Annotated in this window: 22 protein-coding genes and 1 tRNA gene; 1 reads left to right on the top strand and 22 read right to left on the bottom strand. The window is 32.4% G+C overall.

Features of this window, described 5'->3' with window-relative positions:
* Positions 1–24: 24 nt before the first annotated feature.
* The 11 genes from JCM14209_RS00520 to rpsO form a co-directional block, all read right to left on the bottom strand.
* Positions 25–111, bottom strand: a tRNA-Ser gene (locus JCM14209_RS00520).
* A 49-nt stretch (positions 112–160) separates the two neighbouring features.
* Positions 161–766: an ATP-binding cassette domain-containing protein gene (locus tag JCM14209_RS00515; RefSeq protein ID WP_155830641.1), complete on the bottom strand. Its 606-nt coding sequence runs from the start codon at positions 764–766 to the stop codon at positions 161–163.
* Positions 767–887: 121 nt separating this feature from the next.
* Complete coding sequence (locus JCM14209_RS00510) at positions 888–1,238, bottom strand: P-loop NTPase family protein (RefSeq protein WP_025021696.1); 351 nt, start codon at positions 1,236–1,238, stop codon at positions 888–890.
* A 195-nt stretch (positions 1,239–1,433) separates the two neighbouring features.
* The gene (gene gnd, locus JCM14209_RS00505; RefSeq protein ID WP_025021695.1) at positions 1,434–2,855 is read right to left on the bottom strand and encodes an NADP-dependent phosphogluconate dehydrogenase; all 1,422 of its coding nucleotides are present in this window, start codon (positions 2,853–2,855) and stop codon (positions 1,434–1,436) included.
* Between the two features lie 66 nt (positions 2,856–2,921).
* Positions 2,922–4,154: an ATP-dependent Clp protease ATP-binding subunit ClpX gene (gene clpX / locus JCM14209_RS00500; RefSeq protein ID WP_025021694.1), complete on the bottom strand. Its 1,233-nt coding sequence runs from the start codon at positions 4,152–4,154 to the stop codon at positions 2,922–2,924.
* Between the two features lie 144 nt (positions 4,155–4,298).
* Positions 4,299–5,603 (bottom strand): trigger factor, encoded by a 1,305-nt coding sequence (gene tig / locus JCM14209_RS00495; protein WP_025021693.1) that lies wholly within the window; start codon positions 5,601–5,603, stop codon positions 4,299–4,301.
* Positions 5,604–5,757: 154 nt separating this feature from the next.
* Positions 5,758–6,945 (bottom strand): elongation factor Tu, encoded by a 1,188-nt coding sequence (gene tuf / locus JCM14209_RS00490; RefSeq protein ID WP_025021692.1) that lies wholly within the window; start codon positions 6,943–6,945, stop codon positions 5,758–5,760.
* A gap of 177 nt (positions 6,946–7,122) precedes the next feature.
* Positions 7,123–8,004, bottom strand: coding sequence for a hypothetical protein (locus JCM14209_RS00485; RefSeq protein ID WP_025021691.1), 882 nt, complete (start codon positions 8,002–8,004; stop codon positions 7,123–7,125).
* Positions 8,005–8,081: 77 nt separating this feature from the next.
* Positions 8,082–9,794, bottom strand: a complete 1,713-nt coding sequence (locus JCM14209_RS00480; RefSeq protein WP_025021690.1) for a ribonuclease J — start codon at positions 9,792–9,794, stop codon at positions 8,082–8,084.
* A gap of 15 nt (positions 9,795–9,809) precedes the next feature.
* On the bottom strand, positions 9,810–10,682 hold the full coding sequence (gene dapA, locus JCM14209_RS00475) for a 4-hydroxy-tetrahydrodipicolinate synthase (protein WP_025021689.1): 873 nt from the start codon (positions 10,680–10,682) through the stop codon (positions 9,810–9,812).
* 135 nt (positions 10,683–10,817) lie between these two features.
* Positions 10,818–11,087 (bottom strand): 30S ribosomal protein S15, encoded by a 270-nt coding sequence (gene rpsO / locus JCM14209_RS00470; protein WP_025021688.1) that lies wholly within the window; start codon positions 11,085–11,087, stop codon positions 10,818–10,820.
* A 262-nt stretch (positions 11,088–11,349) separates the two neighbouring features.
* On the opposite strand from rpsO, the gene rpsT reads away from it, so the two are divergent.
* The gene (gene rpsT, locus JCM14209_RS00465; RefSeq protein ID WP_025021687.1) at positions 11,350–11,604 is read left to right on the top strand and encodes a 30S ribosomal protein S20; all 255 of its coding nucleotides are present in this window, start codon (positions 11,350–11,352) and stop codon (positions 11,602–11,604) included.
* A gap of 81 nt (positions 11,605–11,685) precedes the next feature.
* Here the strand turns inward: rpsT and holA are convergent, their stop codons facing one another.
* From holA to JCM14209_RS00410, 11 genes are all read right to left on the bottom strand, one after another.
* Positions 11,686–12,705: a DNA polymerase III subunit delta gene (gene holA / locus JCM14209_RS00460; RefSeq protein WP_025021686.1), complete on the bottom strand. Its 1,020-nt coding sequence runs from the start codon at positions 12,703–12,705 to the stop codon at positions 11,686–11,688.
* On the bottom strand, positions 12,705–14,798 hold the full coding sequence (locus tag JCM14209_RS00455) for a DNA internalization-related competence protein ComEC/Rec2 (RefSeq protein WP_081774027.1): 2,094 nt from the start codon (positions 14,796–14,798) through the stop codon (positions 12,705–12,707). The genes holA and JCM14209_RS00455 overlap by 1 nt, the downstream gene beginning before the upstream one ends.
* A gap of 214 nt (positions 14,799–15,012) precedes the next feature.
* Entirely contained in the window at positions 15,013–15,684 is a 672-nt protein-coding gene (locus JCM14209_RS00450; protein WP_025021684.1) for a helix-hairpin-helix domain-containing protein, read from the bottom strand.
* A gap of 67 nt (positions 15,685–15,751) precedes the next feature.
* Complete coding sequence (locus tag JCM14209_RS00445; RefSeq protein WP_035519656.1) at positions 15,752–16,786, bottom strand: SepM family pheromone-processing serine protease; 1,035 nt, start codon at positions 16,784–16,786, stop codon at positions 15,752–15,754.
* A 1-nt stretch (position 16,787) separates the two neighbouring features.
* Entirely contained in the window at positions 16,788–17,267 is a 480-nt protein-coding gene (gene coaD, locus JCM14209_RS00440) for a pantetheine-phosphate adenylyltransferase (RefSeq protein WP_025021682.1), read from the bottom strand.
* 1 nt (position 17,268) lies between these two features.
* Positions 17,269–17,829: a 16S rRNA (guanine(966)-N(2))-methyltransferase RsmD gene (gene rsmD / locus JCM14209_RS00435; protein ID WP_025021681.1), complete on the bottom strand. Its 561-nt coding sequence runs from the start codon at positions 17,827–17,829 to the stop codon at positions 17,269–17,271.
* 11 nt (positions 17,830–17,840) lie between these two features.
* Positions 17,841–18,119, bottom strand: a complete 279-nt coding sequence (locus JCM14209_RS00430; RefSeq protein WP_025021680.1) for a DUF2129 domain-containing protein — start codon at positions 18,117–18,119, stop codon at positions 17,841–17,843.
* A 102-nt stretch (positions 18,120–18,221) separates the two neighbouring features.
* Complete coding sequence (locus tag JCM14209_RS00425; protein WP_025021679.1) at positions 18,222–19,454, bottom strand: FtsW/RodA/SpoVE family cell cycle protein; 1,233 nt, start codon at positions 19,452–19,454, stop codon at positions 18,222–18,224.
* Positions 19,455–19,571: 117 nt separating this feature from the next.
* Positions 19,572–20,492, bottom strand: a complete 921-nt coding sequence (locus JCM14209_RS00420) for a PTS system mannose/fructose/sorbose family transporter subunit IID (RefSeq protein ID WP_025021678.1) — start codon at positions 20,490–20,492, stop codon at positions 19,572–19,574.
* Between the two features lie 20 nt (positions 20,493–20,512).
* Positions 20,513–21,319 carry a PTS mannose/fructose/sorbose transporter subunit IIC gene (locus JCM14209_RS00415; RefSeq protein ID WP_025021677.1) on the bottom strand — a complete coding sequence of 269 codons (807 nt, stop codon included), beginning with the start codon at positions 21,317–21,319 and terminating at the stop codon, positions 20,513–20,515.
* 19 nt (positions 21,320–21,338) lie between these two features.
* Positions 21,339–22,334 (bottom strand): mannose/fructose/sorbose PTS transporter subunit IIA, encoded by a 996-nt coding sequence (locus tag JCM14209_RS00410; protein ID WP_025021676.1) that lies wholly within the window; start codon positions 22,332–22,334, stop codon positions 21,339–21,341.
* Positions 22,335–22,737 lie beyond the last annotated feature (403 nt).

Here is a 22,737-nt window from a genome sequence, read left to right as displayed (position 1 = left end):
AAAGTAACCCTAGTTTTTTGTATAAGGAGAGTACAGGATTTGAACCTGCGCGCCGTCAAAAACGGTTCGCCGGATTTCGAGTCCGGTGCATTACCACTCTGCCAACTCTCCAAATATATACTCATATAATAACAATCCAACGATATCATGTCAATTAAAATTATTTAAGTGGTAAAATTAAGTCTGGATTAATAATCACTTCGACTTCATTGCCAATTTTAAAAACATCATTAGTAGGATTATAAATTTGACAAAAATCTAAACTTCCCCGAACAAAGTTAATCGTTCCTGTCATTAATGAACCCTCAAAAATCAATTCATCAATTATTCCGTGCATTCGAATTCCAGGGAAGACAAAATCTGTTTCATCCACCACAACGTGGACATTTTCAGGCCTAATTGAAAAGTATATGTCCGCAGAATCCTTTTTTGAATACTCTATCATAATTTGAGTAGCATTTTTATCTAAAATCGGTAACGAATAACTATGTTCATCCTCTTTTTTGCCTTTAACGACATTTATTTTACCAAGCATCGCACCAACTGCAGCAGATTCTGGTTTTAAATATACTTCTTTTGTATCCCCGTATTGCTCAATAATAGAGTTATTAAAAATTGCTATTTTATCAGAAAAATTAATTGCTTCTTTTACGTTTCTAGTAAGTATTAATAATGTTAGTTCATCTTCTCTCTTTAATTTTAAAATTCCTCTTCTTAACAGCACTTTATATCTTTCTGGAATTTTATCAAAAATTTCTTCTAACACGATCACTTGCGCATTTTTGGCAATTGCCAATGCCAATTTAACTAAAATTAATTCCCCAATGTTCAGCTTTTTTATTGATTTTTCTAAAATATCATCTAACTTAAAGGCCTCAATAATAATTTCAAACTTTTTTTATTTGTTGTGGCTTGTCTTTAATTCTTTTCTTTATTTCTTTTTGTAAAGCTTTTTTTACAGATCTTTGATTTTTAACCTTTAAATCTGAAGAAATATACTCAAACAACTTTGCTTTTTTCTTAGAATTGAAATATGTAATATCTTCTTTACCTAAAAACATTTTTCCAAATTTAATCTTTTGAAATCCCATTACTACATTTTTTAGAATTTCTAGCTCATACTTTTGAGTAGCTAAAATACTTACTATTTCGCCATTGTTAATGCTTAAGGATACATTCTTTAATACATGTTCTCTACCTTTTTTTAAACTGACATTTTTTATATGCAAATCTGCCATTTTTACTCCCTCACCATTTTTTATTCCAAATAATATTATCATTTAACACTGCCTAAAACAAGTAGCATAACAGTTAAAAGAATATGGACTACTTTTAAATAAACAAATTGATAAAAAAAGTCTTAATATCATCGTTTTATAACGACGAATATTAAGACTTTTTATTTATCTATTTTAAAATGTATTAATTTAAAATTATTGTTCGTTATACCATTCAAAGTGATATGACCCTTCACGATCAGTTCTTTCGTAAGTATGTGCTCCAAAATAGTCACGTTGTGCTTGAATAATATTTGCAGGTAAATGTGCTGAACGATATTGATCATAGTAGGTAATTGCACTTTGGAATCCTGGGCAAGCAACCCCAGATTTTACGGCTAATGCAGCAATTTCACGCACGTCTGATTGGTAATTTTTAACGATGTCTTTGAAATAATCATCTAGAAGTAAGTTTTTCAAACTTGCATCTTTTTCAAAAGCATCTGTAATTTTTTGTAAGAATTGAGCGCGAATAATGCAACCTTCACGCCAAATTTTAGCTAAATCACCAAATTTTAAATTCCATTCATACTTTTCAGATGCTACTCGTAATTGTTCAAAACCTTGAGCATAGCTCATAATCTTACTAAAGTATAAAGCACGACGAATCTTTTCAACTAATTCTTTTTTATCTGCATCTCCTAATTCAAATTCAGGTTCTGGCAGAACTTGACTTGCAACAACGCGATCATCTTTCATTGCTGAAATATAACGTGCATATACTGATTCTGTAATCAATGATTGAGGCACACCCAATTCTAATGCACTTTGTGAACTCCACTTACCAGTTCCTTTATTTCCAGCACGGTCTAAAATTACATCTACGATTGGTTTGCCAGTTCCCAAATCATCTTGGCGAGTAAGAATATCAGCAGTGATATCAATTAAGTAACTACTTAATTCTCCTTCTTTCCATTCTTGGAAAACATCTGAGATTTCGTCGTTTGACATTCCTAAAACATTACGCATCAAGTTGTAACTTTCAGCAATTAATTCCATGTCACCATATTCAATCCCGTTATGAACCATTTTTACGTAGTGACCTGCGCCATTAGGACCGATGTATGTAACACATGCATCGCCATCTTCAGCTTTTGCAGCAATTTGGTTTAAAATAGGAGCTACTAAATCATAAGCTTCTTTTTGTCCACCAGGCATCAATGATGGACCTTCAAGTGCTCCCTTTTCACCACCAGAAACACCCATTCCGATGAAATTAATTCCAGAATTATCTAATTCTTCATTACGACGCATTGTATCTTCAAAATAAGTATTCCCACCATCAATTAAAACGTCACCTTTATCTAGGTGAGGTAAAAGTGACTTAATAGTTGCATCAGTTGGTGCTCCAGCTTTAACCATTAAAATAATACGGCGTGGTTTTTCTAATGATTCAACGAATTCTTCAATTGTATAACTTGGGACAAGTTTTTTATCTGGATGTTCAGCAACTACTTGTTCTGTTTTAGAACCAGTACGGTTATAAATTGCTACATCAAAGCCTCTACTTTCAATGTTTAGGGCTAAATTTTTACCCATTACTGCCATACCAACGACACCAATTTGTGGTTTGCTCATGACTATTCCTCCTAAAATTTAATATCTCAACTTTAATATTAGCAAAACCCTTTAAGTAATTAAAGGTTATTTTTTATTTATCTTTGGCTTAGACTTACCATCAACTGTTTCTTTAGTAATGATAACTTCTGAAATTTCTTTTTCATCAGGAATATCATACATAATATCTCTCATTGTTTTTTCAACAATTGATCTTAATCCACGAGCCCCTGTTTTTCTTTCAATTGCTAAACGAGCAATCTCCTTGATAGCTTCATCTTCAAAAGTTAATTCAACATTATCAAATGAAACTAACTTTTGATATTGCTTAACTAAAGCATTCTTTGGCTCTGTTAAGATTCGCACTAAATCTTCTTCTGTCAATAATTCAAGAGCAGTTAAGATTGGTAAACGACCAATAAACTCAGGAATCAAACCGAATTTTGTTAAATCTTCCGGAATGATTTGCTGCATAATACTCTTATCTGATTCTTCTGTATTTTTAGAATCAGTTCCAAAACCAATTGTTTTATCACCTTGACGATTTTTAACAATTGTTTCAATCCCATCAAAGGCTCCACCAACAATAAAAAGAATATTTGTAGTATCAACTTGAATAAACTCTTGTTGTGGATGTTTACGACCACCTTGAGGTGGAACGTTAGCAATTGTTCCTTCTAAAATCTTTAATAAAGCTTGTTGTACCCCTTCACCAGATACGTCTCGGGTAATTGATACATTTTCTGCTTTTTTGGCAATCTTATCGATTTCATCGATGTAAATGATCCCTCTTTGTGCGCGATCAACATCAAAGTTAGCATTTTGAAGAAGCTTAAGTAAGATATTTTCAACATCTTCACCAACATAACCAGCTTCTGTCAAAGTTGTTGCATCAGCTATCGCAAATGGTACATTTAAAATTTTAGCAAGATTTTGCGCTAAGAATGTTTTCCCTGATCCAGTAGGACCAATTAAACAAATATTACTCTTTTGTAATTCTGTTCCATCATCTTCTTGTTCCAAAGAAGCATTAACACGTTTATAGTGATTATAAACGGCAACCGCTAAAGTTTTCTTAGCTTCTTCTTGACCAACAACGTATTCATTTAATTTTTCAACAATTTGCCGTGGTGTAGGAACATCTGTGAATTCACCTTGTAAATCTGCTTTTGATTCAGTATCAATAATATTTTGAGCAAGTTCAACACACTCATTACAGATATACACACCAGGGCCTGAAATCATACTTTTCACTTGGCTCTCTGATTTACCACAAAAAGAACAAGTTACTTGATTTTGTCCGTCTTCATTTTCAAACATAATAATTATCACCCTATTATTAATTTATGTGTTGATTTCATTTTAACAAAGAATACTCATTAACGCTATCAATTAAGATTATCTTTTAGATATTTATAAAATAAAAAGGTTGAGATTAAAAAATCTCAACCTTTAAAAAAGAAATTAGTCTTTCTTTGCATCAAGTGTTTGCTTTGCACTATCTGCAATTTCATTAACAACTTGACGAACTGCGATATCATGCTTCAACATGTCATCTGAAAGTGCTGAACGAACAGCTGCTTCTTCCATGCCATATTGAGTTGCTAAACTCTTAATTTCTTCTTTAATTTCATCTTCAGATGGATTAATGTTTTCTGCAGCAACAATTGCTTCTAACACTAAGTTAGTCTTTACACGTTGAACTGCACCATCTTCAAATTGCTTGTGAAGATCTGCTTCAGTTGTACCTGTCAATTGGTAGTACATTTCTGCACTAATACCTTGGTTTTGCATACCAGCAAGGTAGTTATCCATTTGACGATGTACATCTTCTTCGATCATAGCTGTTGGAATTTCACCAATTTCAGCATTTTCAACAGCTTTTTCTACTGCTTCTTCTTGGATAGCTGCTTTTGCATCAGCAACTTTTTGTTCTTTCAAACGATCTTTAATTTTAGCCTTAAGTTCTTCTAATGTTGAAACTTCTTCATCAACGTCTTTAGCAAATTCATCATCTAATTCAGGTAATTCTTTTGCTTTAACTTCATGAATCTTTGTTTCGAATACAGCTTCCTTACCAGCTAAATCTTCAGCTTGGTAGTCTTCTGGGAAAGTAACTGTAACATTTACTTCTTCACCAGCTTTATGACCAACTAATTGATCTTCAAAACCAGGGATAAATTGACCTGAACCCAATTCTAATGAATGGTTTTCAGCTTTTCCACCATCAAATGGAACACCATCAATTTTACCTTCAAAATCAATAACAACTGTATCGCCGTTTTCAGCAGCTTCGTCTTCTTTAAGAACTAATTCTGCTTCTTGTTTTTGTAAACGATCTAATTCGTTTTCAATATCAGCCTTTAATACACGAGTTTGACGTTTTGTAACTTCAAGTTCCTTGTATTGACCTAGTTTTACTTCTGGTTCTACTTCTACTTTTGCAGTTAATTCCCAAGCAGCATCTGATTCCATTGAAACAACGTTAATTTCTGGTTGGCCAACAGGCTTAATATCAGCTTCCGCTACAGCTGAAGCATATGCTTCAGGTAAAATAGCATTTAAAGCATCTTGGTAAAGTGCTTCTTCGCCAAACATCTTGTTAAAGATTTGACGAGGAACCTTTCCTTTACGGAAACCAGGAACGTTTAAAGTCTTTTTAACACGTTCAAAGGCTGTATCTAAACCTTGTTTAATTTGTTCAGGAGCAATTTCGAAACTTAATGTTCCTTGATTTGCTCCGTCTTTTTTATCCCATTTTGCAGACATTTTTTTCCCTCCGATTAAATAATGTGATTTCATTATTTAGTAATTGCATACCTTATAATTTTAACGTAATCAACTAAAATTGTAAATGTTAAACTTCTAAAAATATAAAAAAAGCACAGACATAATGTCTGCGCTTAAAACTATTACGTTAGTATTAGTCGTCGATTTCTGAAACCACACCGGCACCAACTGTACGGCCACCTTCACGAACTGTGAACTTAAGACCTTTTTCGATGGCAACTGGAGCGATCAATTCAACTGTAAATGTAACGTTATCCCCAGGCATAACCATTTCTACACCTTCTGGTAATTCGATAACACCAGTAACGTCTGTTGTGTGGAAGTAGAATTGAGGACGGTAGTTTGAGAAGAATGGTGTGTGACGTCCACCTTCTTCTTTAGAAAGAACATAAACTTCACCCTTGAACTTCTTGTGTGTTTGAATTGAACCTGGCTTAGCTAAAACTTGACCACGTTCGATTTGTGTACGGTCAACACCACGAAGTAAAGCACCGATGTTGTCACCAGCTTCACCCTTGTCAAGTGTCTTACGGAACATTTCAACACCAGTAACAGTTGTCTTAAGGATTTCATCTTTAAGACCAACGATTTCAACTTCTTCACCAACTGTGATAGTACCACGGTCGATACGACCTGAAGCAACTGTACCACGACCTGTGATTGTAAATACGTCTTCAACAGGCATTAAGAATGGCTTGTCAGTTGGACGTTCTGGAGTTGGGATGTATGAATCAACTGTGTCCATTAATTCCATGATCTTAGCTTGTGCATCAGCATCGCCTTCAAGAGCTTGTAAAGCTGAACCACGGATTACAGGAATATCGTCACCAGGGAAATCGTATTCTGATAATAAGTCACGAACTTCCATTTCAACTAAGTCAAGTAATTCTTCATCATCAACTAAGTCACACTTGTTTAAGAATACAACGATGTATTCAACACCAACTTGGCGAGCAAGTAAGATGTGTTCACGTGTTTGTGGCATAGGACCATCTGTAGCAGCTACTACTAAGATAGCACCATCCATTTGAGCAGCACCAGTAATCATGTTCTTAACGTAGTCAGCGTGACCTGGAGCATCGATGTGAGCATAGTGACGAGCTTCTGTTTCATATTCAACGTGAGCAGTGTTGATTGTGATACCACGTTCACGTTCTTCTGGAGCAGCATCGATTGAAGCGTAATCTGAAGCTTCTGCTAAACCTTTTTCAGCTAAAACTTTTGTGATAGCTGCAGTTAAAGTAGTTTTCCCGTGGTCAACGTGTCCGATTGTACCGATGTTAACGTGGGGTTTTGTTCTTTCGTAATGTTCTTTTGCCATTAAAATGAACCTCCTGTAAATTTGCAAGATTACCTTTTAAATCGGAAATCTCTATTTTTTATTATACTACTTCTAAAGCAGAAATCCAAGTAGTGGTTTCCACTAAAGAAGAATTCTTTAATATTATATATAGTTTCTGAAGTTTTGTAAACAATAAAATTACTTTTTTTTACATTTTTATATTTCTAATGATCTTAGGTGATTTTCTAGCATTTGACCAAGACTAAAATCATTTTTATCTCGGTCATTAATTCCAAACCCCGGGGTCAACACTTCCAACAATTCACTTTGATTTTTAAGCATTATATCATCATAAAATATCATCATTATTTTTAAGTATATATTTTGCTCCGCATATTTTAACTTAACCGGATCATTAATACTTTCACTTAAATATTTCACTAAATTATTTGAAATTTCAATTGGATTATCTAATTTATTTGGTCTAATTTCTAATTTTTGTCCTGTAATTGAAAGAACATTTATCAAATTTGTTTCATGCAATTTTTCCAATTCAAAAATTATCATTCCTTTAACAAGCGGGTGGACATCGTTATCCACTAATGCGATTTGAACATTTTCATAAAATACGTTTTTTTCTAAGCAGTAACACTGATTAATAAATTTATATTGTTCAAGCTTTGGTAACATTCCAAGATATTTTAACTGTTTTTTTACTTGTTGATACTCTTTTGTTTGTTTTACTTCATTTTGAACCTCTAATACAAGCTTGTTAAATAAATTTGCTTCATAATCAGTCATATATTCAGCAATATCTGCCAAATATTGTTGGATTTTCAAAATTTTTCCTGCTCTAATTCCTACAGTGATATATTTTTCAAATTTTACGTTATCTTTCGTATATTCTTCAATATATTCCTGCATCGTTTCAAAAGCCTCTTGATTTTTTTTTTGCAGCATATAGCAAGTTGACAACATATTATTTACTTTAAAGGTTCTTTTCCTTAAATATTCGTTCTCTAAAATTTCTTGCGCTTCCCCAAACATTTTATTTTCCAATAGTAACTGTGCTTTTTCTAGATTATTTTTTTCTACCATTTAAATTCCTCCTTCCTGAATTATAAAATTCATACAAAAAAGAGGGATTAAACCCTCCCTCTTTTCAAATAAGATATCTACTTATTTTGTTTTTTATTTTTACCTTTTTTCTTATTACCAAAAGAATTTTGATTAATTTCCATTATTACAGGTAAAATAACCGGATGTCTCTTTGTTTGTTCATATAAGAAGTTATTCAAATTATCTCGTACGTCTTGTTTTAATTGACTCCAGTCAAACTCTTTATTATCTAAGTCTTTTTGAACAATCTTGGTGACCATCTCTTTACTTTCAGAGATTAAATCCCTACTTGTTTTCACATAAACAAAGCCTCGTGATGTAATTTGCGGTACATCCACAATTTTTTTCTTCTTACGATCAATTGTTACTACAACAATAAAGATTCCATCTTCTGATAAAATTTTGCGATCGCGCAAAACAATATTACCAATATCTCCGACACCTGAACCATCAATCATTGTATTCCCAGCTTGAACTGATGATGCTACTAACATCTTATTCTTTTTATATTCTAAAACATCCCCTCGTTTTAAAATAAAAATATTTTCTGCAGGCATGCCTAGTTCTTCTGCTAATTCAGCATGTGCCGCTAATAAGCGATATTCGCCTTGAACAGGAACCAAATATTTAGGATTTAATAAATTCATCATTAACTGTAGGTCATTTTTACTTGCGTGACCAGAAGAATTTACTTCTTCAAAAATTGCCTTTACTTCCGCACCTGAACGATAAATCATATCTCTGGTTTTAGCAACATTTGTTTCCATCGCCAATGAAGGAGTAGTAGTGATATAAACTAAATCCCCCTCATGAAGATTTACCTTATCATGTCGTCCAACTGCCATTTTTTGTAATGACTTCAACGGTTCTCCTGAACGTCCTGTTTCTAAGACGATGATTTCATCATCATCATACTTATCAATATCTTTAACAGGTATCAATAAATCATCACTTGGTAAATGTAATTTATCTAATTTCATCGCTGTTCGAACGACTTTTTCAACATCATGACCAGTCAATGCCACCTTACGATTGTTTGCTTGGGCGGCGTTTAAAATTTGTTGAACCCGTAAAATATTAGAAGCTACACAAGCTACAATTATTCTACCCTTACGATACTCAAACGCTTCATTTATTGAATCAAAAATAACCCGTTCATTAACAGTTTCAGCCGGATTTTCAGCATTGCTAGATTCACTTAGTAATGCTAAGACTCCTTCTCGGCCAATTTCTGTCAAGCGTGCATAATCAGTTCTATATCCTGGAGCTGCTGTTTGATCAAACTTAAAATCACCAGTATAAACAATATTTCCTTGTTCAGTTTTAACAACAATTCCTAATGATTCTGGAATTGAATGTGTTGTTTTAAAAAACGAAATAATTGCATTTTTAAAGTCAATTTCAGTTTTATCATTTATAACATGAAAATCATTAAAATTTCTTGATGCTTCTTCGCCCTCACACGCAATTTTAGCTAATTCAATCGTTAATTCTGAACCGAATACCGGAACTTTTAAATCACCAGTCAAGTATGGTAATGCTCCAATTGCATCAGCATGACCATGAGTCAAAAATACTCCGGCAATTTTTTTAGCATTTTCTTTTAGGTAAGTAAAATCAGGAATTACATAATCAATTCCTAACAATTCATTTTCAGGATACTTTAATCCCGCATCAAGAACGAATATCTCATCGTTCACTTCAACGGCATACATGTTTTTAGCATTTTCATATACACCGCCAAGAGGGATAATCTTAATATCTGTCATCATTTCACCTCAACACTACATTTCTAATTTTTTGATAATTTCACTGTATTCATTCCCATTAAGAGTTACAATTGGCAAGCGGCATCCACCTACTTTAATTCCTAAATCATTTAATCCTGCCTTTACTGGACTAGGAGAAGGTTTTGAAAATAAAGTATCCACCTTTGGAGTTAAAGTACGCATCACTTGTCCAGCTTTTTTAATATCTCCATCTTTCAACAATTGATACATTGTACTAATATCATTTCCAAATAAATGACTAGCAACTGAAATAATTCCTTGTGCACCGACTACTTTTGCAGCTAATGCTTGAGCATCTTCACCTGAATATACTAAAAAGTCGTCACCTGTATTTTCAACTAACTTAGCGATATTTTCAATGCCTGTACAATCTTTAATCCCTACAATATTATCATGCTTTGATAACTCAATTACAGTTTCAACATTCATTTCTACTCCAGTTCTTCCTGGGATATTATAAATGAAAATTGGGAGATTTACGTTATCAGCAACCGTTCTAAAATGAGCTAACATCCCATTTTGATCTGGTTTATTATAGTATGGTACTACTACCAAGGCAGCATCAACACCTTTAATTTGAGCAACCTCATTGGTGTATTCAATGGTTTGCTTGGTGTTATTTGATCCAGTACCAACCATAACTGGAATTCGACCATCAACAAATTCAACTGCATCCTTTATCAAATCAATTTTTTCATCGTGAGTTAAGGTCGGAGCTTCTCCAGTTGTTCCAGAAACTAATAACCCTTCACTCCCTGAATTAATTAAATGTTCAATTAACGTCTTAAGTCTTACTTTACTATAATTTCCATCTTCATCAAAAGGTGTAACCATCGCAGTAACAATTTTTGATTCGCTAAAATCCATGTTAATACCTCATTTTCCATTATAAATAATCTCATATTTCATTATACCATTTTAAAAATACTAAAAAAAGAGTCAACGATAAACGCTGACTCTTTAAATCGTATGCAATTACTTGTTTAATTTGAATGACGCGTATTAACGACGTAAACCTAAACTCTTAACAAGTTCACGGTAACGTTGAACGTCAGTATTACGTAAGTATGCAAGAAGGTTACGACGGTGACCAATCTTCTTCATTAAACCACGGTATGAAGCGAAGTCCTTCTTGTGTTCCTTGATGTGTGCGTTAAGTTCATTAATGTCAGCTGTTAAAACTGCAATTTGAACTTCAGCAGAACCTGTATCCCCTTCATGACGAGCATACTTCTTCATAATTTCGTTTTTCTTTTCTTGTGAAATAGCCAATGTATTTCCCACCTTTCTTTTTGTTGCCTAAATCCGAGATAAGACGACGGTGATCCGTCAAACTCAGAAAAAGGTCTGTACTATTTTTAGTACTTAATTAGTATACAGAAATTATAACTAAAAAGCAAGTTATTTCTTGTCAAGGAATTTTTCTTGACATCTTACAATTTTTTTATTGCAAAGTAGTAGTAGCTTTAGTATAATGATTACTGTTGAAAAATTATATAGTCTTTTATAAGACTCACTTCCGGAGGTGAAAAATATGCCAATTATCAAATCTGCTATCAAACGTGTAAAAACAACTGAAAAAGCAAATGCAGCTAACTCATCACAATTAAGCAAGATGCGTACTGCAGTTAAGAAATTTGAAAAAGCTAAAACAGCTGGTGCTGAAAACGTTGAACAATTATTCAACGAAGCAGTTTCTGCTATCGACAAAGCACAATCTAAAGGCTTAATCAAAGCTAACAAAGCTGCTCGTGACAAATCACGTATGGCTGCTCGTTTAGCTAAATAATTCATGAGATCCTTTTTAAAGGATCTTTTTTTGTATAAAAAAGAGGCGATTTTGAACATTTAGTTCTTATTGCCTCTTTATTTATTTCTCTATAAATTTAAATAAAAATAATTGGAATAATAATTCTGGATTAACATTAGCACTTTTTAGGTCCTCTTCGTTCTTTTCAAGACCTAAATATGCATGGCGGACGTCTTCATAATTAAATCTGCGTGCATTTTTCATTGCTAACTTAACTCTATAAGGATGCACTCTTAAAGCCTCAGCAATATTCCCTTGGGCATAACCATGTTTTTGGAGAATTTTAACTTGAAGTAATAATCGAAACTGACTAATCAAAATTGCATTTATCATAATTGGTTCTTCTTTTTGTTCAATTAATTCATGATATAGTTCTAAAGCAGCATCAACATTTTTTTCTAAAACAAACTCAACTAAGTCAAAAACATTTTGCTCTAATGATTTATTGACTAAATTATCAACCATTTCTAATGTAATCACTTTATCTTGGATCGCATTAATTAATAGTTTTTTCATTTCGTTCATAACTTTAGTAAAATTATTATCTGTCAAATATAAAAGCTGATCGATAGCATCTTTATCGATTTGGCATCCCTTATTTTGGCATAATTGGTTTACTTGCATTCGAATTTCATTTTCATTTAAAGGTTTAGCATCAATCATTATTGCCTTTGTTTTTAGCTGTTTTACAATTTTTTTACGTGAGTCTAATTTATCATAATTCGCTAAAATCACAAAAATTGTATCTAACGCAGGATTTGTTAGATATTCGATTAATTCGTCTACATTATGTTCGATACTATTTTTTTTAGCTTCTCCTGTTAAAAAATACGGATTATTGATCAAAACAAGTCTTTTATCCCCAAAAAAAGGTGCAGAATTAGCATCTTCCAACGCTACTGATAACGGTGTAATTTCCATATCATAAATTCCAACATTAAATTCTTTTTCTTCTTTTGGTATTTGATTAATAAAAATTTCTTTTGCTTGATCAATCTGATAATTATCACTGCCCTCTACTAAATATACATTTTTTTCTTGACTATCTCGCAAAAAATTAGTTAATTGACTGACTTTCATTACTGAATCCTTTCTCCTACATTTTTCACTTTATTTTCTCGATATATTACTTCTTTGACTCTATTTTTACTTTCAATAAATTTTACCATTCCAGTTTCAAAAGTAATGTTATAAACCACGTTATTCAAGTTAAGGGTCTCAATTGTCTCTATATTCGGATGCTGATACATATTATGATATCCTGCTGATATTATTGCCTCTTTTGGTTTAATCGTAGAAATAAAATCCGCACTCGACGATGTTTTACTTCCATGGTGTCCTACTTTTAAAACATCACATTTTAAAGCCGGATATCTCTGCAAAATTTTTAATTCATTTTCTTGATCTAAATCCCCCATGAATAAAAATTTTATCCCTTTGAAAGAATAAATTAAAACTAAAGAATCTTCATTTTCTCCTTTTCCACGTTCAAATGGATGCAGAATTTGAAGAGAATTTTGCTTTGAATAATTTTGACTAGTTATTGGAACAATTCTAGTTCGATAAAGCGTTGTTTGATTTACTTTATCAAGAAAATTATTTTCAGCTTCCATCCCACTGGGAACATAGATTTCATCAATTTTCATACCTTTAGAAAGACTTGGAAAGTTTCCAATATGATCGTCATCTTTATGAGTTAAATACAGACTATTTATCCGCGTAATTCCCTTACTATATAAATAATTTTGTATCACTCTTTGACCACTGGTTGTTTGTGTTTGTGGCTGTTGCCATTTTTTTTGCTTAAATGCCACCCGTCCACCAGTATCAATAACTGTTACATCCCTACTTCCTTTTCCTTTAATTAATGCACTATCACCCTGACCAATATCAAAAAAAGTAACTTCTTCAGGACTAAAATAATGTATCTGGAAAAAAGAAAAAAGATATATCCCTACTTGAAAAATTAATCCGAATTTTCTAAAACTATCTATTTCAAGTAAAAACATATTTAATATTAATAATACCACAACCCATAACGATGGTTTTCCAAAAGTGACTAGAAAAGGCAATTTATTAAAAAATGAAAATGATAATGAAATCAATGCTAATATATTTTCGCTAATACCTGTAAAAGGATGAATAAATATTCCTAATGCAACTGCTGGAATAATTACAAATTCAAAAACTGGGACAATGCATATCGAAAAAATTGTTGTCAATAAGTTCCATTGATATGTATGCCATAACATTAGCGGAATACTGTACCCTGTCATTTTTAAATTCAACTCTATTATATTTTTATTTTCACATAAAATTAATGCCAATGACAACAAATAGCTTAATTGCATTCCCATATTATACGCAATTAATGGATTAAATACTAAATTAATAAGCATTGTCAAAGACCACGACGTTAAAGTATCTAATTTATTTTTTAATATTAAATCCGAAAATATTGGTAACCATACCATCATTACAGCTCTTATAATACTAGACGAACTCCCCGCTAAAATTAAATAACACGGTAGAATAAATAATAAAATTACACTTGTCCAATCAGATGTAATCCTTAAGGATTGCAACAATTTCTTAATAAACTTTACTATATATTGAACATGCATCCCTGATAAACAAAAGATATAAAGTAAGCCCATATTTTTAATATTTTGATTTACTTTTTCAAAATCTTGATTTCTCATTCCAATTGTAAGCATTACTGCATAGCCTCTTAAATTGTAAGGTAACGCATTGAGATAGAGAAATATTTTTATTCTTATTATGTGGATTCTATTATTTATATTTTGAATCGGATTTTGTTTTGGGAGTTTTGAAAAGATTATTTTTTTGCATTGCAAAGTATTGTATATTTTTTTACTATAGTTTAATCTTTGAAAATTGAACTCATTTTCATTTCCTGGGCCTCGTATATTCGATACTACCCCATCGCACGATAAATAAAGAATTTGATTAATTTTAGCGAACTTTTCCTTTTCAGCTTTTGATTTTACTCTATAGCTAACCATTATATTTTGTTTTCTTTCATCCCAAAAACCAGTTAGAGTTACTAAATTTCCATTCACTTTAATATTGTCAGGATACACCTTAATATGCTGATTAGTAACTCTGATTTCGTTTCTAATGATTTTTCGTCTAATATTTTGATTTAACATAAAATAATTAGATACAATTCCTAATACGATTAATAGAATAATCAACAGAATTAAATTATTTCTGAGAGTTAAAATCCTAATAAAAATCAATAGCAGTAGTAGTAAAAATATCCATGACGAGCTAAAAAAAATATATACTAAACAAAGACAAAGAATTGACGAAAAGAAACTAATCTGTCTTATCACTCTTATATACCTCAGTTTAACTTAACTATCAAACAGTTATCTTACTAGAAAGATTGGCAAAGGTTTTATCACCAATTCCTGAAACATTTTTTAAATCATCAACTGTTTTAAATCCGCCATTATCTTCTCGATACTGAATTATCAATTCTGCCTTTTTTTCACCTATACCTGTGAGAGTTTGCAGTTCATCTTTTGAAGCCCTATTTAAATCTACCAAATCACTATCACTATTTGTGCTTTCATCTCCAATATTTGTTTTGGCTTCAGTAATTAAATCTCCTTGATAATTTTCTCCTTGTTTAGGGATATATATCATCATTTGATCACTTAAAGTATGCGCCAAATTCAATTTAGAAACATCTGCGTTTTCTTTTAATCCCCCTGCTAAATTTAACACATTCCCTAATCTTTGACTTGGTTTTACGTGATATAGTCCAGGCTTATTAACTGCCCCTTTAATATCAATATATACCTCTTTTTTATTTTGAGAAGCCTCATTCTTAAATGAACTAGTCTGGATAGAAACGCTTGAGATGACTGTCGAAGTATCTGCTAGTTCTACATTATTTTCATTTTGTTTTGAATTAAAATATGAAAATGTCAAAATAACTCCAACTGTAAAAATGATAATTTGAATTTTGTTTTCTTCCCAAAAATCCAAAACTCTTTCTTTAATTTCTTCATACTTTTCATAAAACATTGCATTAATACCTCCTCGTATTTATAAATACGAAAAAAATAAAAAAAGTAGGAAAAATCCCTACTTTTTATTTTTCTAAATATTTTAATGCATCATCAAATGATTTAACTGGTACAATTTTCATATCTGTATTAATTTCTTTGGCAGTCTTCTTAGCTTCCTCATAATTTGACATTGCTTTTGGATTAACCTTTTTTTCTGCTGCACTAACAGGATTATCCGGTGCGAAAAAGATTTTTGCATGTGCCTTGTCTGCAGAAATAACCTTCTTATCAATGCCCCCAATATCTCCTACTTTCCCATCTGCGTCAATTGTTCCGGTCCCAGCAATATTCCTACCCTTTAATATATTATTTTTTGATAATTCAGAATACATTTGTAAACTTAACATTAATCCGGCTGATGGGCCCCCAATATTTTCCATATTTGCGGAGATTTTTTTCTTTGTTTTTACTTCTGAGCGATTAGCCAAAGTAATTCCCATCCCGACACGTTTGGTCCCAGGTAACTTTATTGTTTTACCAGTTACAATATCTTTTTTCTTGCCACGTTGATATGTTATTTTTACTTTTTGGCCTTCATCAAGTTTAGCTAAAGCATTTTGATAACCTGCTGCGTTATTGTAATGTTTTCCATTAACTGCAGTTACTATATCACCCACACGTAACTTATCCTTAAAATCAGAATTGTCCATTACAGACATTACATAAATCCCTACATATTTTTGTGAAACATTATATCCCGTTTTCTTTAAAGCGACATACTTAGCTGAATTTACGGCATCTTTCATATAGTAGTCTTGAATTCGATTGAAATCTTCATCTGTACTTCCACCTGTCATTTCACCTTGAGAAACTCTATCAACATGTTTTTGAGTAAAACTCCATAAATACGAAATCGGTGTTGCTTTTAACACTTCAACATATACTAACATGAATTTTCCTTTTTTACTTTTATTTCCGTTTTGTACAGTTACGTAATTATTAATATTTTCTGCGGCACCTGGTTGTTCTAAATAAACTGGTAGCGGTAAAAAAGCCATGATTATCACACATACCAAGAAAGTTAAAGTAACTATATACCTATTTCTTTTATTCTTCAATTTAATTTCCTCTTTTTTTCAAAATCATTGTTTCAACATTTTTTGGTACTAAATCGCTTAAATCACCACCAAAAAGTGAAATCTCACGTACTAAAGTTGATGAAATAAAACTTTTATTTGGATCAGAAAATAAAATTAATGTTTCAATAGTCGAATCTAACTTTCGATTCATCAATGCAATTGACTGTTCATAAGTAAAATCAACTTCGTTTCTAACCCCTCTAATTAGCACATTACCATTTAATTTTTTAACAATATTAATTGCTAAGTCACTATCCATTAATTTAACAGTGACATTATTTAATTTAGCTATTGCACTTGAAATAAGTTCAAACTTTTCATTAGGCGTAAATAAGGATTTTTTTCCAGTATTATTAGCCACCACAACAACAACTTCATCAAATATCTTGCTAGCACGTTCAATAATATCTAAATGTCCATTTGTAATTGGATCAAAACTTCCCGGAAAAACAGCTTTCACTTTATTTGCCTCCATGATAACGATAAAAGGTTAAATGGGTAATTCCATAATCAGAAGATTTTAAAAATTGATAGTCCTCAAAATCTTCAGGTAGTCCCGCAACCTGATCTGTTTCACATACAATTAACGCCTCATTTTCTAAAAGTTCTAATTCCACTAATTCTTGCATCATTTCAACAATTTTTTGTTCTTTATAAGGTGGATCAAAAAAAACTAAATTAAATTTCAACCCTTGTTTTGATAATGCTTTAATTACTTTATTTGAATCACCTTTTTTTACTGTAAATTTTTCGGGATGTTTGGTAATCGCAATATTTTCATTAATTGTTTTAATTGCTTGATACTGCCGATCAATTAAGACAGCATGCTCAATTCCCCTGGAGACCGCTTCGATACTTAAACCTCCACTTCCCGCAAAAAGGTCCAGCGACATTCCGCCATCAAAATATGGGCCAATAATATTAAACATCGATTCTTTTACCTTATCTGTGGTAGGACGCGTTTTCATTCCTGGCACTGCTTTTAATCTACGCCCACCATATTCACCAGCTACAATTCTCATCTTTTCACCTTCTATTTATTTTCTTCTTCATCTAATAAAGTATTTGCGGTTCCCCTAACTTCTTCAAGATCTTCAGCAATTTCATCCCTTGGAGAAAGTTCAATTTTTGTAACATATTTTAGTGCTTGCATTTTAGATAAATTTTCTGATAACACTTCTTCATCAATGTACAATAATACGTACTTCATTTTTCGAGATACATATAATATAGTTCCAAATTTACGTAACTGTTTACTTAATCGTAAATGTTTAAGATAAACATATACTCCTTTACGTTTTCGTAATTCCAAAATCTCACTTCCTTTAACATTTTCATTAATAATACCACTTTTAATTATACTGGAAAATCGAATATTTATAAAAAAAGAGGATGAGAAATTCTCAATCCCCTTTTATTTTCTAATTAATTTCATAGTCCCATTATTATCCTGTTGATTTTCATGATTCTTTTCGTATTTCACATCATTTGAAATACTCATTGCAATTCCAAGCGTAGCTGCCAATACAACCATACTAGATCCACCATACGAAACAAACGGGAACGTAACACCAGTAATCGGAAGGAACCCTACTACAGCCCCTATATTAAATAATGATTCAACTGTCAAAAAAGTACCGATTCCGTAGCATGCTAGCATTTCTGGCAATGTTCTTGAATTATATCCGACATATAAGATTCTACTAATGAGCAGCAATAACAACCCTAAAACGATTAAAATCCCAACTGCTCCCATTTCTTCAGCGAGTACTGATAAAATAAAATCAGTATGTGGTTCCGGTAAATATCCACGTTTTTGAATTCCATTTCCAATTCCTGAACCAAATATACCACCATTACTAATCGCATAAAATGAATTAACTAATTGTTTACCACTGGTCAAAACATGGCCAAAGGGATCAACCACCCCTTCGAAACGTCTATAAACATATTCGAAAAAAGTTCCTTTAAAAGGATTATCAATATATTTTAGCCCTGTAAAGATAAAATATGCAAGTGCTCCTAAACCTATCACCGACTTAACAACCGTAGTAATTTTAGGTGCTTTAACAGTTACCAGCATAACTATAATAATCGCCAGATTAATTGCAAGCCCTCCAAAATCTGGGGTAAAAAAAATAAACATCAATATACTAAGAATGTAAACATAATCTTTCTTTTTAAATTGCCACTTCGTATTGTTTATAGACGTAACCCTATTTTGAAAGATTCTTGCTATGTACAAAATAAAAAACAACTTAGCAACTTCAGCTGGTTGAATACTAAAGACCCCCTTAATACTAATCCAACCTTTAGCACCATTGATTGATTCTCCAAAGATAACCGCGTATCCTAATCCTAGGATAACAAAACACCAAAGTAACGGAACAATTATTTTACTCTCCATTATTCTTTTTAACGTATAACTTCTTGCAAAAATATTAACAATGATTATTCCTAAGATTACATAAATAATTTGTTTTTTTAAATAACTAGTGGTACTCATCCCCGCGTAAGAAAGATTTACCGAACTAGCAGAATAAACCATTAAAATTCCAATTATACAAAGTAAGAAAAAAGGAATAAAAATAAAATAATCAAAGTAGTACATTTTAGGTCTACCTTGAAATTTTAACTTTTTTAACAAGTTTGTCACCTCTTCATCTTTTTTCTAACCCTAATAGTATAACATATATCTAGGTCTTAGATTATACTTTTATAAAATAAAAAAGCTAAGGAATATAGTTTTCCTTAGCTTTCATAATTATAGTAATCCAATAACGTGACCTAAAATCCCGATAACGAAAATACCAATAATAATTAAAATTGGAGAAACGTTCTTCTTTAATAGCCACATGCATAAGAATGTTAATAGTAATGCTACTAAACCTGGAATCAATTGATCAAGGTTTTGTTGTAACGTTGTAACTTTAGTAGAAGTTAAAGACAATCCTTTTCCCATATTCCATTGTTCTAAGGCTTGTTGGATTCCTTTACCACCTGATGGTAATTTATCCCATTCAATATATCCACCTTTTTGAACTGGTGTCCTTGAAACAACTGGGGTGAATTTGATTGATACCCATCTTTCAATTAAGGCACCTAAAACAAACATCCCCATCATTGAAGCACCACGTGTAACCTTTTGCAAGAGTCCACCTGAAACATCTTCAGTAATCTTTGATCCTGCTTTATATCCAAATTCTTGTGTATACCATTGGAAGGCAATACGCATTACATTCCACAAAACAAAGAATAAGATAGGACCCATTATATTTCCAGCAATAGCTAATGAAGCCCCTAAAGCACCAATAATAGGACGTGCTGTAAACCAAAATACTGGATCACCAACACCAGCTAAAGGACCCATCATCCCAACTTTCACACCAGAAATAGCTGCATCTTCAACTTCAACACCGTTTGCTTTTTCTTCTTCAAGTGCAAGTGTTACCCCTAAAATTGGTGATGCTACGTATGGGTGTGTATTAAAGAATTCAAGGTGACGCTTTAAAGCAGCTGCTTGGTCTTCTTTAGTTGTATATAAACGCTTGATAGCTGGAATCATTGCATATACCCAACCACCATTTTGCATACGTTCATAGTTCCAAGATCCTTGAAGGAAGGTTGAACGCCATGCAACGCTAAGACGATCTTTCTTTGTTAAATTAACTTTATTTTCGACCATTTTAATTTCCTCCTTCAATTTTAGTAATCATCTAAAATGTCGCCAAGTGGATCTCCTGTATTTGAACCACCTTTTGAGTTATTTCCATTACCGCCGTTACCTTCAAGGTTTAAGTAAATTAAGGCAAATGCTAAACCTAATGTACCTAAAGCAATCAAAGTAAATTCTGAAACAGCAGCTAATACAAAACCGATAGCAAAGAATGGCCATACTTCACGAGTTGCCATCATATTAATAACCATAGCATAACCTACAGCAACAACCATTCCCCCACCGATTGTCATTCCGTCTGTTAACCATGCTGGCATTGATTCAAGGAATCCTTGCACAACACTTGATGGAATAAATAGTAATAATGCAGCAGGTAATGCAATACGTAATCCTTGCAAGAATAGTGCAATTAATTGCCACATTTCAATCGCTTTAAAGTTTGCTTTTTCAGCTTCTCGGTCCATAATATGAACAATCGCAACTGAAATTGTACGTACAAGCATTGTTAAGAATAAACCGGCTACAGCTAATGGAATAGCAACAGCAATCGCTGTGTTAACACCATGAACTCCTTGACCACCTTTAACTAAAATAATTGCAGAAGCGACAGCGGCAAGCGCAGCATCGGGAGCAACAGCAGCCCCAATGTTAGCCCAACCTAAAGCGATCATTTGTAATGATCCCCCTAAAATAATTCCGGCTTCAAGGTTTCCGGTTACTAAACCAATCAATGTACATGCAATTAATGGTTGATGAAATTGGAATTGATCCAAAATACCTTCCATACCTGCAAAGAATGCTACAATAACTACTAAAATCATTGAGATAGCAGACATAGACTTATCCTCCTAAAAACTATTTTTGTTCGTTGATAAGTTGTTGAGCTTTTGACAATAACTTATCCATATCTTCACGATCACTTGATGGAACTTTACGAACGTCAAATTTAACACCAAGTTCTTTTAATTGTTTGAAAGTATCAACGTCTTTTTGATTCATTGCAAGGACTTGGTTAACATTAACCTTTCCTTCGCTATAAGCCATTGACCCAACATTCAATTCATTAATCTTTACGCCACCTTGGATTGCTTTTAAAGCATCTTCTGGAGTTTCAAAAAGAATTAAAGCTCGTGTATCCCCAAAACGTGGATCTTTTTCTACTTCAATCATTTTTTGAATTGGAACTGTATTTGCTTTTACACCAGCTGGCGCAGCTTGAGAAATCATTGTTTTTCTCAAGTTATCTTTGGCTACGTTATCAGAAACAACAATAATCCGTGTTGGATTTGTTGTCTTTGTCCAACCTGTTGCAACTTGTCCGTGTAACAAACGGGAATCGATACGTGCTAATACATATTTAATGTGTCCATCACCTAGCACTGTTCCTTCTGGAATTGAGCCAGTTGATTGGGATGTTTCTTGTGCACTCATAGAAACTGCTTCTTTAGGTTGAAGCTTTTCTGGCATAACTTTTACACCATCTTTAGCTGTTTCCACAATATGCGTTGCAATTTCTTGTGCACTTTCCATTGAAAATCTTGATGCATATGCTTCAATTACCATCGGCAAATTCATACCTGCAACAATTGCCCATTTATCTTTATGGGCTTCAACAAATTTACTTGCTTGGTTGAATGGAGTACCTCCCCAAAGATCTACTAGAAAAAGCACTTGTTCCTTATCGTCTAATGATTCAATCGCTTTTTCCATCTTAGCATAGATATCATCAGGACCTTCATCAGGTTTCAAAATAACATGAGCAACATTTTCTTGTTGTCCAAAAATCATCTCACCTGATTGAAAGATTCCATCTGCAAAGCCACCATGACTAGCTAGAATAATTCCTACCATTTATCCTACCTCCTATATAAATTTATTATTTCGTTTGCATGTGAAAAAATAAAACCTTTTCATAAATAAATAATAACTTACAATAACGCAAACTTATTAACAGGTATTATATTAGCACAAAATGATAACGCTGTCATTGTTTTTTCTAAATTTTTTTATCATATCTCTAAAAAAAAAATAACTCTGACCCGTTAAAATTTGTCACGTATTTTTTTGTTTAAATAAAAATATTTTGTCATCAAGATTATTTATTTTAAACAAAAAAGAGACTGAATCGAAATCCAATCTCTTTTCTCTAAAAATTAGGTTCTATAATATTCTGTACTGATGAGAATTTTAAAATGTATTTTAAGATTCTCATCAGTATTTTTCGGTGTAAAATTGTACAAAAAAAGAGAAGTCG

The sequence above is a fragment of the Ligilactobacillus hayakitensis DSM 18933 = JCM 14209 genome (genome assembly GCF_000615845.1).
GTDB lineage: Bacteria > Bacillota > Bacilli > Lactobacillales > Lactobacillaceae > Ligilactobacillus > Ligilactobacillus hayakitensis.
This window is presented reverse-complemented; position numbering and strand designations above follow the sequence as displayed.

What these genes read in the sequence shown, in the direction of transcription:
- rpsT (WP_025021687.1), top strand. Translation starts at nt 11,350, where the DNA reads ATGCCAATTATCAAATCTGCTATCAAACGTGTAAAAACAACTGAAAAA.
- JCM14209_RS00485 (WP_025021691.1), bottom strand. Translation starts at nt 8,004, where the DNA reads ATGGTAGAAAAAAATAATCTAGAAAAAGCACAGTTACTATTGGAAAAT.
- JCM14209_RS00410 (WP_025021676.1), bottom strand. Translation starts at nt 22,334, where the DNA reads ATGGTAGGAATTATTCTAGCTAGTCATGGTGGCTTTGCAGATGGAATC.
- tig (WP_025021693.1), bottom strand. Translation starts at nt 5,603, where the DNA reads ATGTCTGCAAAATGGGATAAAAAAGACGGAGCAAATCAAGGAACATTA.
- JCM14209_RS00415 (WP_025021677.1), bottom strand. Translation starts at nt 21,319, where the DNA reads ATGTCTGCTATCTCAATGATTTTAGTAGTTATTGTAGCATTCTTTGCA.
- holA (WP_025021686.1), bottom strand. Translation starts at nt 12,705, where the DNA reads ATGAAAGTCAGTCAATTAACTAATTTTTTGCGAGATAGTCAAGAAAAA.
- JCM14209_RS00450 (WP_025021684.1), bottom strand. Translation starts at nt 15,684, where the DNA reads ATGTTTTATGAAAAGTATGAAGAAATTAAAGAAAGAGTTTTGGATTTT.
- JCM14209_RS00480 (WP_025021690.1), bottom strand. Translation starts at nt 9,794, where the DNA reads ATGACAGATATTAAGATTATCCCTCTTGGCGGTGTATATGAAAATGCT.
- JCM14209_RS00510 (WP_025021696.1), bottom strand. Translation starts at nt 1,238, where the DNA reads ATGGCAGATTTGCATATAAAAAATGTCAGTTTAAAAAAAGGTAGAGAA.
- JCM14209_RS00455 (WP_081774027.1), bottom strand. Translation starts at nt 14,798, where the DNA reads ATGTTAAATCAAAATATTAGACGAAAAATCATTAGAAACGAAATCAGA.
- dapA (WP_025021689.1), bottom strand. Translation starts at nt 10,682, where the DNA reads ATGGATTTTAGCGAATCAAAAATTGTTACTGCGATGGTTACACCTTTT.
- JCM14209_RS00420 (WP_025021678.1), bottom strand. Translation starts at nt 20,492, where the DNA reads ATGGTCGAAAATAAAGTTAATTTAACAAAGAAAGATCGTCTTAGCGTT.
- tuf (WP_025021692.1), bottom strand. Translation starts at nt 6,945, where the DNA reads ATGGCAAAAGAACATTACGAAAGAACAAAACCCCACGTTAACATCGGT.
- clpX (WP_025021694.1), bottom strand. Translation starts at nt 4,154, where the DNA reads ATGTTTGAAAATGAAGACGGACAAAATCAAGTAACTTGTTCTTTTTGT.
- rsmD (WP_025021681.1), bottom strand. Translation starts at nt 17,829, where the DNA reads ATGAGAATTGTAGCTGGTGAATATGGTGGGCGTAGATTAAAAGCAGTG.
- gnd (WP_025021695.1), bottom strand. Translation starts at nt 2,855, where the DNA reads ATGAGCAAACCACAAATTGGTGTCGTTGGTATGGCAGTAATGGGTAAA.